Raw genomic sequence first — 12,105 nt, 5'->3', positions numbered from 1 at the left:
GGAAACAGTAATAGATTTTTTAACTTTAGCTATGCATTTAAAAATATACTGCTCGTAAATGAAGAGTTGGTAGACGATAGAATCAAAATCAACAAGTGCTAGGAGTGTCTAAGCCGAGGAGTGCAGTGTACATTAGTACGTGAGCACCGCAGGTCTTGGACAACGACAACGCAATTGTTGATTTTCATCGAGTTATGGCATTATGTTGTCAACATTTATCTATACCTCTACATGGGGCTTTTGTGGATAATTTCCAATCTCTTTCTCCAATTTTTCAAAATGAAATAGTCCGAATGCAAAACCTATGCAAACTGGAAACAATATCATCATTATCCCCCAATGATGCCAATACTCAGTTAAGTAAACAATCAAAAAAGAGGTAACTAAAAACATTAAGGCACGAGATATGGCAAATGTAAGACTAGCACAGCTAAAACGTTTAAAGACAGGAAAATGTTTATAATAGATTGGCTGTCCTGTGCTAGGACCATTAGGTACAAATAACATAGTGAATAATTGAATTAAAAATACATCAAACGAGCTATTAAGATTATTTAATAAATAAGGGCAAGCTAAAGCAAATAGACAAAATATTAATAACAAAGTTTTTACAATTTTTAACGGATATATTTTATAACTTAAATATGTTAATACCAAAGTGCTTAAGAAGGAAAATATTGAGATAATAAAATTTTGATGAATAACCTGTTCAGCAGTGTAGCCAAAAGAATTTTTTAACATATTTCCGCAATAAATATAAGAAAAATAAAAACATACGGGACACATACATTCTATTAAAAACAAGGCTATTATTGTTACTTTATTAGCTTTTTCCTTCCATATCGGGTTGTTTTCCAGTTTTTTGAGATATATGCCGGCAACATTTGAAGTCTGCTGAAGAGTTTTTTTTAGTTGACGTTTGGTATTAGCAAATTCCGGCGTTTCTCTAAGACTCCTTCTAGCTACTGTACCAGCCAGTGCTACACTCGCTCCCATCCAAAATGCTATACGCCAATTAAATCCATAGGAGGTCACTAAAGATGCTATTCCTAAAGCAGCAACTCCTCCTAAAGTACTAAAAACGGAAATTGATGAAACAGCTGGGTATTGGCTTGGTGGATTTATAAATTCAGTTAAATAAAGTTGTACTCCTATTACCTCTCCCATAGAGGAGATTCCTTGTATTATACGGCATATGGTGAGTAACCAAGGAGCTGTAATACCTATTTGGGCATAGGTAGGTAGATTAGCTATTATAAGACATGATAAAGCCATTATAAAAGTCGTGATGATAACGGTAGTCTTACGCCCTATATTATCACCTATCCAACCAAAAATTAATGCACCAACCGGTCGAAAAACAAAGCCAGAACAGAAAGCTGTAGCAGAGTAAATTGCTGTAGTATGTGGATCATATTTTGGAAAAAATAGCTCATTAAGAAATACTGCCATATGAACATATAACATCAGGTCAAAATATTCTAGGAATGTCCCAACTGAAAGCAATCCAACGGCTTCTTTTTGTTTCCTTGTTAAACCTTTTTGTTCTTTATAGTTCCCTATCATTTATTCACCTTATAATTTTAATAGTACTATAAATATTGATGATTTGGTTAATTAATAGCAAGAAAAAATGATATAGTAGGCTAAAATAATTAAACTATTGGTATAACAATATACTAGTACTTAATACAACCTGAAAGTTCGAGTGGAGATTTCTTTGACATAATTCAACTGAATTCACTATTAAGTGCATATTTGAAGTAATTAGTATTTTAAATTATAGATTCTATATTTGCTATCTTACAGCTATTAACCAAATTATTATCTAGAGTAGCAATTTTTGCTTCAAGGCGTAGGGATAATTCAAGGTAAGAAGCATCATAAGACGTTAGACCATATTTAGTTGCAATCCTTGCTATTATATGTAGAGATTCAGGGCTAGAACAAAATTTATCAATATTAATAGGAAGAGTATTTAAGAGGTGTAAATACTCTTCATAATTACTTTTAGTAATACGCTGTTTTTTTAAGGATGATATAAGCACATTGTTACATTCTAAAAAAAAGACAGCAGGGGCAAATATATTATATACTTTGTTAGAAATCTGATGGTAAATGTTATCGACCTTAAGCTGCTGCTCATCCGGTAAAATCGATGACATAATGAATGAACAATCTACTACTAAATTCATTTTCTACCAAGATTTTTCATTTTAATAACATCATCTGTAGAGCCAAGAGGACTACGTTTTTTAAGTTCAGCAAGTTTTTTAAATAGATCATCAAATCTTTGGGAATAATATTTAGCTACAGGTATAACAAAAGCTACCTCTTTTCCTCTGTTTGTTATGCATAATTCTTCACCTGCTTCTACTTCTTTAATTAGCTCCGGTAAGTGAGTTTTTGTTTTAAACATACCAACTATTCTCATGAATCCTCTTTAATAAACTAGTTGATTTAACTAGTTTATCATATTTTAATAAGCAATACAATACGCTAATAACAGTGATTAATATATTTCATTTTACTTAAATAATATTAATAATTTGCTTGCAAAAATTTTAAAATTAATTTATTAAGTTCTGAGTTTTTGGGTTCAAGAATAATACTCTTTAAAAGGGTAATACAGTTTTTCCTATAAATTACTTAATTATAAAAAATAACAAAAATAAATATAAGAGAACAACAGATGTCAAAAGTAAAAAAGGCGAGATTAGAACTCCCCCCTTTTGATTTTAGCATAGTAAAAGATAAATGGGTAATGAATACTCTGAATGCTGACCAACTAGAAATTAAACAGCAAAAAGATTCTTTGGAAAAAGAAACTCAATCTGATAAGACGTTATTATGTATTGATTGGGATGGAACAATAGTAAAGGACTCCCTACACAATGCTCTTTATAGTACTTTTCTCGATCATGAGGATTGTGTAAATCGATTTCTAGCAGATGAAACGACAAATTGGAAAAATAAAGATATATTAGTAGAATTGTTAAAAAAAGCATTAACTATAGGATGTCATATAGCTATTGTATCTTTTGGCTCATATCCTGATTGGATCAAATACGCTCTTAAGCAACTTGCTTTAGAATCGACTCTATTGGAAAAAATTTATGTAGTGTCGCATCCTCATGGAAATAACTATGAAGGCAAACAGGAGCATATAGAGGAAGCCAAGAAGCATTTTGGTGTTTCTGATAATAAGAAGGTTGTTTTAATAGATGATGATTCAGATAATGTGGATATAGCAAGGAAAAATGGTATGCAGGGGATAGATGTTACCGAGGATATCGGGTATTTAACTGAGGCTTCTAAGATAGTTACAGCACAAGAACAAAAAGAAAATCAAATACAGACTGACTTTGATCAGCCAACAGAGAGTAAATTAGAACTGTTAGGTGAATATCTTCCTTCCCTAGGAGATTTTTCCCTAGTAGACTCTTATGACACATTGTAGGGATTATACTATTTTGCTTTGAAGAAAAGCAATAGCAAAACTTTTAGGACTCCTAGTATAATTTTAGATACCAGCTTTCGCTGGGGTGACATCACCACAACTGTTGAAAATTAAAAAACCGTTTTTGCGAGCGAACGTACGTGAGCGTGGCAATCCATGAAGCTTGTCATATTTTGCCAAATAATTTTCATCAAAACTAAGGATTATTTCTCCCATTTTTCTTAAAGCTTTGTTATAATCATTCTAGTTACGAACCTTTTTTATAGATGGTATACTGCTCGTAGGATCATTTGAGTATACCGCTAGAGTCTTGGATAATGACGACGCAATTTTTGGTTTTCTATTCTAGAGTATATAAGTATACTTTTGATAAGTTTTTTATCATTCTATTCAATTTCTAGGTTCATAACAACCTATTTTGACTATCCACGTTAGTAATACCTCCTCACAAAAGCAGGAACGTCCATATATGACATCCCAGGCTATTAAACCGATGTCTTACATCAAACTAAGGTTATATACCTACTTAAACTTGTACATTTGGTTAATTTATGAAGTCATATACTTTTAAAGAGCATTTTTTAGAGCTAAAGGCTAGGTTCTTACGAGTATTTGCTGCATTCATTATTGGTTTTATTATTTGTTATTATTTTAGTAGCGATATATATAACATTTTATTAGAGCCACTTGCAGAATTAGATCATGCTAATATAAAGAAAGTGATCTATACTGGTCTTACTGAAGCATTCTTTACTTATATAAAACTTGCAGCTTTTGTTTCTTTTGTCATGATTATGCCAATTATCGCTGTAGAATGTTTTTTATTTATAAGACCTGGGTTATATTCAGGTGAGAAAAAATATGCTGCTTTTATTCTTTTTATGTCACCTGTTTTGTTTTGGTGTGGGAGCATCTTTGTATTTTACTTTGTTATGCCGCGTGCATGGCAATTTTTTCTAAGCTTTGAAGATAATAATGCTATTATTCCACTAATTCTAGAAGCTAGAATTAGTGAATATTTAAATTTAGTAATTCATCTAATTATTGCGTTTGGTATGGCTTTCCAATTACCAATTATTATGTTAATATTAAATTTATTAAAAATATTAACAGCAAAAGACTTAGTGGACAAAAGAAGATCGTCTATAGTAATTATTTTTATTATTGCTGGTATTTTAACCCCACCGGATGTACTGAGCCAATTTGCTCTTGCAATACCAATGCTTTTATTATATGAAACTTCAATTATTATGTGTAAATTTGTAGAAAATCGAGGAAGTTAAATGTTAGATATAAAGTGGATTAGGGAGAATAAGCAAGAATTTGATGATCTACTTATCAAAAGGGGAATTACCCCAATGTCCGATAAAATTACTAAACTAGATGAAAGCAAACGCCAGCTAACTAATCTTATTCAGCAATTTCAGCATGCAAGAAGGAAAAAATCTAAGGATCTAGGCAACATGCCTAACAAAGCTAGTAAGGAATTTGAAGAAATAAAGCGTGATGTGGATCACATAAATGAAAAGCTGGAAGAACTGAATCTAAAATTAAATAGTAATCATCAGTTAAATGATATGTTGGAGATCCTGCCAAATCTTCCTGATGATGATGTACCATACGGTACTGATGGAAGTATGAATAAACTGCTTAAAACAGTAGGAGACATTACAACAAAACTATCTCCTCCATTACCTAAGCAGCATTTTGAACTTGGTGAAAGTTTAGGTATGATGGATTTTGTCCGTACTGCTAAAATGTCTGGTAGTAGGTTTGTAACTTTAAAAGGAGAGTTAGCAAAGTTAGAACGTGCATTGATTAATTTTATGATTGATACTCATACTCAGGAATTTGATTTTACTGAATTATCTCCTCCAGCTTTAGTACGACCAGCTGCTATGTATAATAGCGGTCAATTGCCAAAATTTGCAGAAGAGTCGTTTGAAACGGTAAATAATTACAGGCTAATTCCAACAGGCGAAGTACCTCTCGTTAATATGGTGGCTGATACCATAATAGCTAGGGAAGAATTGCCTATACGTTATGTTGCTTACACACCCTGTTACAGATCAGAATCTGGCAGTAGTGGTAAAGATACTAGAGGTATGTTCCGTGTGCATCAATTTGGTAAAGTTGAGTTGGTTACAATAACTACTGCAGAAGAATCTCAGCGTGAACATGAATATATAACTAATGCAGCTGAAACTATTCTAAAAAAACTTGATCTACCATATAGAGTTATGTTGCTTTGTACTGGAGATATGGGATTTACTGCCAAGAAAACCTATGATTTGGAAGTATGGTTGCCTGGGCAAAATCTATACCGTGAGATTTCAAGTTGTTCTAACTGTGGAGATTTTCAGGCTAGAAGGATGAAAGCTAGATATAAAGAATTTGGTAGCAACGAAACTACTTTTGTCCATACTTTGAATGGTTCTGGTTTACCAATTGGTAGGACAATAATCGCAATTCTAGAAAATTACCAAAATGCGGATGGTTCAATAACAGTTCCAGATGTTTTGGTAAGTTACATGGGTGGGTTGGAGCGAATTTATACTACTAAAGAGTATAAATAACATATATTTAATAGGTATCATTGGTGTTCAAAATAGCTAGCAACTCAAGAAAAGTTGATAAGGATTTATATAATAATTCTGCAGAGGATTTCATTCCAATTGCTTGTCATTATAATGAGAATACTTTGTTAACTAAGAATGGTGAACTACTCCAAACTATCCAAATAAATGGTATCAATGCAGAAAATATTAGCACTAAGTTATTCAATTTACGAGAAGTAGTGCGTAATGCGATCAAGAAAAATGTTCGTAATAAAAATTTTGCATTTTGGATACATACTGTACGACGTAAGACAAACTTAGATGACCCAACTTCTTATAATAAATTGTTAGCAGCTAATATTCACAATTTATGGCAAAAAAAGAATTACTGGGATGATAAATTTGTTAACACCTTATATATCTCAATAATTTATGATTCTGCTGAAATTAAAGTTAAAAATCTCAACCTTTTAATAACTTCTTTGTTTTTTGATAAAGTTGTCAGTCTCCAAAATAAGTACTTAAGTAGTGTTTTTGAAATACTAAATAGCACTGTTGATACAATACTTTTGGATTTACAAGATTTCGGTGCAGTAAAGTTAGGAATAAGATTTGAAGGGGAAGAATCTTACTCTGATCTGATGTTTTTATATCGTAGAATAATCCATCTCAACGAAGAATATTGCCTAGTACCGATTGCAAATCTATCTAATGCTTTAGCCTCTAATCAATATGCAGTTGGTAACGATAAGATTGAAGTAATAAGTAGTCATGATAAAAAGTTTGCATCCATTATTTCAATAAAGGAATATCAAGAAGTATCATCAGCTGCACTTGATGGATTCCTACAATTACCTGTGGAATTAATAGCAACAGAAATATTTTACTTCGTTGATAAAAAAGAAGTATCTAAAACATTTGAACAACAGGCATATATTTTACAAGTTAGTAAGGATACTAAACTTGCTGAAATTACAGGAATAGATAAGATAATGAACCTTGATGCTTCAATCCCGAACCAATTTTGTAAACAACAAATTTCTATTGCTATTATAGGGTCAGACTTGGAAAAATTGGATCAATCAATTGCCCAAGCATCTAAGGAACTTGCTAAAATTGGCATTGTCCATGTGCGGGAAGATATAAACTTAGAACAGACATTCTGGGCACAGCTTCCAGGGAACTTTTCCTATGTTAGGAGGCTCGCTCCCACAATTATAGAAAATACCGCCGCTTTGGCCTCATTACATAATTTCCCGACCGGAAGCCAAAATAACATATGGGGTAAAGCGGTGACTTTGCTTAGAACAGAAAAAGGAACTCCTTACTTTATGAATTTTCATGCTAAAAGTAATAATAGAGGAAATACTTGTATTTTTGGCACAGATAATACTGGTAAGACTGTACTAACAAATTTTTTAATTTCTGAAGCCACTAAATATAAGCCAACAATATTATATCTTTCCAATAGTAATAATTCAAAAATTTTTGTTGAATCAATTGAAGGGCAGTGGTTTGAAAAGGAGAAGAACCTAATAAATCCATTTCTACTAGATGATACTCTAGAGTCAAGGCATTTCGTTATCGAATTTCTTAAAATAATTTGCAATCATTCTTTTTACCCTCTAACCAAAGCAGAATTAGCTTTCCTAGAAAACTTCGCTGATAAAATTTGGACTTTAGATAATAAAGATCGTAATTTTTCCTCTATTTTAAAAACAATGGACTTTTCTATAGAAGATGGAGATTTAATTAAACTAAGGTTAACTGATTATACAAAAGGAGGATTATATGATGGTATATTTGATAGTGATAAATTCCCTTTATCTGAAGGCGGCATAATCGGATTTAATTTGTACCCTGTCTCTGAGAAGTCTTTTACTGAACGTTTTTATCCAACAGATAGAAAACTTCTAGAAGATTTTTCAATGAATTTGACTAAGCAAAATAGTTTATGTGCAGGATTAATATATGCTTTTAATTATCACTTAACTATTATAGGGAAGAGTCCAAAAATATTAGTAATAGATAATCTAGATTCCTTGTATAGACCGGAAAATTTTGATAACATATCACAAATGATTTCTGATAGATTGCTGAATAATAATGGAATCATGGTTAGTAATTTTAATTTTAGTTATCTACAGTCGATAAAAACAAGGGTGCTACAGCATTGGTTAGATTTAACAGACACTAAAATAGTTTTACCATCAGAAATAAAATCACAGTATTTAGAACAAATTTTAGGATTAAATGAATCAGAAATAAATAAATTATCGAAATTTACAATTGCTTCTAGAATGTTCTTAATAAATCAAAATAATCAATCTATTGCTTTGGAGTTAAGTATAGGAAGTTTAATTGGCATTATCAAGATTTTATCCTGTAGAACCGAGGAATTAAAAATATATCAAGAAATATTACAACAATATCCAGGACATCCTGATAATTGGATTAATCCTTTGTATATGGCATTAAATCATATTTAATAGGAAGAGGAATTTGGTGCTAAAGAAATATTATCTAGCATTTTTTTTGTTGATTTATTTTAGCAAGAGTTATGCATCATTTTGGGGTGAAGTTGGAGAATGTCTAAGTGATCCTTGCAATTGCGGGTATAATAAGATAGATGAAACATGGAACGGAAGTATCAAACGAACAATAAAGCCAAATCCTATATGCCCACCATGGAATAGGAGGGATGGACGCGATACAGATAATTGCTTGATACAGTTTGACCCTCCTGAGAAGTTTATTGGATTTTATCTTCATCACTGTGCAGAACGTACACCAGAAAGCTCCTATTTTGCACCAAAGATTCGTATAAGAACTCAAAGTTGTAATGCATTTGCATGCTGGAATCAATCCACTACTTTGAATTGGGATGGTGAATGCGTAATATGGCCTGGGGCTTATGCCCTACCCTTGCTCAGAATTTGTGCTAGGGTTGCTGTTCCTGCAGTTGGACCTACACAACTGAATAAAGAAGGAACGCCAGCAGATCCTGGTTATACTCCTGGAAAACACTTGAATGATGTTGGCTTTACAGAAGATGATAAACCGATTGTTGGAGATGACGGGAAACCGTTTAATAGACCAAAGCTATGTGCATATAGTGATCCTGGTTTGGTAAATCTTGTTTCAGCTACCGGAGCTCACTTAGATCCGATGGACTGGAACGCAGTAAAACAGCCTCTTCACAAAACAGATGCGTTACACCCTCTTGCAAAAATTCTAAAGTTTTTAATAGGAATTAAGTCTACTATGAGTATATCAGGACTATTAGGTAAGTTATTAGACATGATTGGTTCTGACAATACACCAGGTCTTGATGTTATAAAAGAAATAGTTAAATGGATAGGATATATTTTTGAACAACAATGGCTGTATGAAGTGGCAAAACAAATAGTAGAAGCACTTGGTGCACTAAATCGTTCTGTTGATAACTACCAATTTGGTTGCGTTGAATTACCATTAGGTCCTTTTCCACCACCATATTGCCCTAAATTAGAACAATTCATTATTACTCCCACTACAAAGCGTGTGTGCAGTAAAAAGAAAGATGGTTTATTTGTTCAATCTTCAAATGCACCATGTGTGGTGTCTAAATTAAGAAATAATCTTATGCATAATGTTGTACGTGTTAGTTTAGATAATCTTGTGCCTCTTTGTAAAAATGGAGAAGATCCTCAAAAAACCGATAAATGTGTAATAATAAACAGTCCATTTGCTTCAGCTAAAGGACTTCATATTGATACCGCTCAACGCGATGCAATAAAAAAATGTTCAGATGGTGACGCAAAATTTTGCGTTAACACAAAAATTCCCTTTGAATGTAGTGTTACTGAGAATGGTTGCGAAGATGGATTTAGGATAGTCTACGCACAAAAAGTAGGTAAGCTATCTACACCAAGTAGTTACTATGTTGATGATGTACCTGATTGTGATAGCAAAGAAGCAAAGGATAAGATTACTTGTCAAGAAATATGGGGCATAAATATTGGTGAGTTTATTGATGTTAATCTTGCATTTCCTCTTATACAAGGTCAAGATGCTACAAGTTTACTACCGCTCAAGAAGATCTTTAAGCTCAGAGATAATGTTGATGACAGGTCTTTTGTTGCTTCAATTACTATAAATACTACATTGGATACTACCTTAGAGCCTCATCTTCGTCGTGATCCAAAATCTATTTGTGTAGCAGAAGGAAAGAGCTTGGTTGGTTGTGAAGACAGGGTGATAGATGGTTACCAAATCCTAACCTACCAGTGTGAAAAATTTCCTGGAATCTGCCTTAAAAATAGCTATTATACTCCTCAATTTATTGCGTCAATAGGAGTGTCAGATGATAAAGGGAATATTGTTGATTCAACTAATACTGTTATTACACCATTGTCGGTTACTCAGTCAATAGCAGGCAAGACAGAAGCAATAATAAATTTAGCAGGATTTAATTTTACTTCCTTCATGGCATATATTTCTAATACCCCCTCAACTATATATACTGCTATGCCATTTTCTGGAAAAAAATCTATGAATCCTTTAACGATATATGGTAACTACAAAGATGACAAGATCCCTTATGATGCTAAGACAGGAATTCCTACTACAGGTGTGGTATATTTAAAGGGTCTTGAATATATAAATGGTAAATATATTCAAGGTGCAACACATGGCTGTTTACAATTAAAAGATATAGACAAATGTATTCCGGGAGTAAATGATACTAACTGTGTACTAGCAAGACTACTTGAATCAGATACAGTTGATTGCTCAAAATTTAAGACAAAAAGTATGCAATACCTAGGTCTGCAAATCTGTCAGGATATTCATACTGATTGTAACTCTGTGGAGACTATAGATGATCTTAAGACAAAGGGTATTACGATTTATAAATGTGCTAACTCTGCGTATTGTTATAAAAATAATCGTAAGCTAGATGTTGAAGTATGTAAAGTGTCTGTAGATAGTAATAATAGAATCGATCCTTCTCCGTCACTAGGCCCTACAATAAACACTGATGGAAAGTATTATACTGCTACTTTTAATAGGAAGGGTGTTCTTATTGATAAGAATGGTACTTTTGTTGATAAAGATGGGATTCCTGTAGATAAGGATGATGTTATTGTCAATGAAAATGGTGTTTTTGTTAATAAGAAGAATGGTGCTCTTGTGTATCAGGATGGTACTTCTATTGAAAAAACTGCTGCAATCCGAGATAAAACCCCACAAGAATTAGGTTTTTGTACCTTAGTTCCTGCCCCTAAATGTCAAGCAATTACCACCCCGACTAATGCCAGTGGTAACGCAACATGGTCTAGCACAGAAATAGGTGATCCTGACACAAAAATAGGTGATTTGGCACTAGGTACTTGTAAGCCTGGTTGGGTAGTAATTGATCCGAATAAACCACTACAACGTTATTGTCTATCAAATATCGATACTAAAACAGTGGCCTTTGAAGCCTTACCGGATGGTGTTGGATGTAAAGAGAATACTGGTCTTGCTTTCAAATATACAAGCGACTTCAAAAGCAATTTTCCTGTTGAAAATAGTTATGATAATGCCACTAAGGTTGGAACTTTTGTACTTGGTGTTCCATACGATTCTGCAGGTCATTCTCCAGCTCATCTAATAGATACATTACATTGTGCAAATTATGAGTTTGATATACCGAATACTAATAAGCTAGGCTATTTTACAGTAGGTGGTACTGGTTCGTATTATGATGATTACATAGTGATCAAAATTAATAATCAACTTGCTCATGCTGGTCCTACTACTTCTGAGTTTAATTCTATGCAATGTAGGGATTTTAAAGGTGATAACTGTGTTGTTTACATTTATAAAACTTACCAAGGAAAATTTGTGAAAGCACCAGACATATATAGATATACTAACATACCGCAGCTTGATTTGATGTCACATCTACAAAATGGTAAGAATAATCTTAATATTTGTGTTGGGGTTGTTGGGGGAGGAATTTTGAATGTTACTATTAAATATCAACTGAAATAACCTAGGTTTGATAAAGACATCAGGCTATCACCATTACTATAGTTAATTCAGGAGGATTTGCTGCTAGGA

The 12,105-nt window shown here is 32.8% G+C and carries 7 protein-coding genes and 1 pseudogene; 5 read left to right on the top strand and 3 right to left on the bottom strand.

Annotated elements, in window-relative coordinates:
- Nucleotides 1-219 precede the first annotated feature (219 nt).
- The 3 genes from AB3211_RS01575 to AB3211_RS01565 all read right to left on the bottom strand — a co-directional run bounded on the left by AB3211_RS01575 (nucleotide 220) and on the right by AB3211_RS01565 (nucleotide 2,434).
- Nucleotides 220-1,566 carry an MFS transporter gene (locus tag AB3211_RS01575; protein WP_367364442.1) on the bottom strand — a complete coding sequence of 449 codons (1,347 nt, stop codon included), beginning with the start codon at nucleotides 1,564-1,566 and terminating at the stop codon, nucleotides 220-222.
- Nucleotides 1,567-1,775: 209 nt separating this feature from the next.
- A complete protein-coding gene (locus AB3211_RS01570) occupies nucleotides 1,776-2,195 on the bottom strand; it encodes a type II toxin-antitoxin system VapC family toxin (protein ID WP_367364441.1) in 420 nt (139 codons plus the stop codon).
- Complete coding sequence (locus tag AB3211_RS01565; protein WP_367364440.1) at nucleotides 2,192-2,434, bottom strand: type II toxin-antitoxin system Phd/YefM family antitoxin; 243 nt, start codon at nucleotides 2,432-2,434, stop codon at nucleotides 2,192-2,194. Before AB3211_RS01565 ends, AB3211_RS01570 begins: the two co-directional genes overlap by 4 nt.
- A 258-nt stretch (nucleotides 2,435-2,692) precedes the next feature.
- Here AB3211_RS01565 and AB3211_RS01560 point away from each other — a divergent pair, with 258 nt between their 5' ends.
- From AB3211_RS01560 to AB3211_RS01540, 5 genes and pseudogenes are all read left to right on the top strand, one after another.
- Nucleotides 2,693-3,460 (top strand): HAD family hydrolase, encoded by a 768-nt coding sequence (locus AB3211_RS01560; protein ID WP_367364439.1) that lies wholly within the window; start codon nucleotides 2,693-2,695, stop codon nucleotides 3,458-3,460.
- Nucleotides 3,461-4,011: 551 nt separating this feature from the next.
- Nucleotides 4,012-4,766, top strand: a pseudogene (tatC, locus tag AB3211_RS01555) (twin-arginine translocase subunit TatC).
- A complete protein-coding gene (gene serS, locus AB3211_RS01550) occupies nucleotides 4,744-6,036 on the top strand; it encodes a serine--tRNA ligase (RefSeq protein WP_367364438.1) in 1,293 nt (430 codons plus the stop codon). Before tatC ends, serS begins: the two are co-directional and overlap by 23 nt.
- A 32-nt stretch (nucleotides 6,037-6,068) precedes the next feature.
- Nucleotides 6,069-8,507, top strand: a complete 2,439-nt coding sequence (locus AB3211_RS01545) for a VirB4 family type IV secretion/conjugal transfer ATPase (protein ID WP_367364787.1) — start codon at nucleotides 6,069-6,071, stop codon at nucleotides 8,505-8,507.
- Nucleotides 8,508-8,523: 16 nt separating this feature from the next.
- On the top strand, nucleotides 8,524-12,036 hold the full coding sequence (locus AB3211_RS01540; protein WP_367364437.1) for a hypothetical protein: 3,513 nt from the start codon (nucleotides 8,524-8,526) through the stop codon (nucleotides 12,034-12,036).
- Nucleotides 12,037-12,105 lie beyond the last annotated feature (69 nt).

The sequence above is a fragment of the Candidatus Tisiphia endosymbiont of Nedyus quadrimaculatus genome, assembly GCF_964059235.1.
In the GTDB taxonomy this organism is placed as follows: domain Bacteria; phylum Pseudomonadota; class Alphaproteobacteria; order Rickettsiales; family Rickettsiaceae; genus Tisiphia.
Note: the sequence above shows the minus strand (reverse complement) of the source record. Positions and strands in the feature narration are given on the sequence as shown.